Annotated in this window: 1 protein-coding gene; it reads right to left on the bottom strand. The window is 57.3% G+C overall.

What is annotated here, in order from left to right:
- On the bottom strand, nucleotides 1-185 hold a 185-nt coding region (locus tag AC1D0P_RS28380; RefSeq protein ID WP_477679786.1), incomplete at its 3' end, for an exodeoxyribonuclease VII large subunit.
- Between the last annotated feature and the right edge of the window lie 323 nt (nucleotides 186-508).

Below are 508 nucleotides of genomic sequence, written 5' to 3'. Positions count from 1 at the left end.
CGGTCATCCTTGAGCGCGAAATAGGCATGACCCGAAGAATGCGGGCCGCGATAGCCGGAAATCTCGCCGCGCACCCGCACATGGTCGAAAGCGGCCTCCATCGTCCGCTTGATCGAGCCGGAAAGCTCGGTGACGGTGTATTCGAGGAGATTGGACGGCGAATCAGTGGCGATTTGATCACTCATGGCGGCGATATTGCGGATTTCAGCCGCAGTTGAACAGCCGCGAAGCCGATCTGGTAAGCAAATGTTATCCAGAATTGACGAAATCCAGGTTCCTTACGGCCCCGACCTCTGGCAAATCAGCGTTTTAGGCGTACCTAATAGGTAAGGGCAGACAAGAGTTTGCTTTCGAGGTGACCATGGGTTCGCATAGCGATTTCCTCAATGGAACCAGCGGGCGCGAAAGGCGGGAGCATCTCCGCCGGGAGGTGCGCCTCGAGGCTGCGCTGCTTTATCTCAAGAAGGGCCTGCATGGCTGCCAGCAGCAGAAGGCGATGGCACTGAAC

It is taken from the genome of Polaromonas sp. P1_G2 (assembly GCF_056405515.1).
The sequence above is the reverse complement of the archived record's forward strand: the minus strand, read 5'-3'. Positions and strand labels throughout refer to the sequence as shown.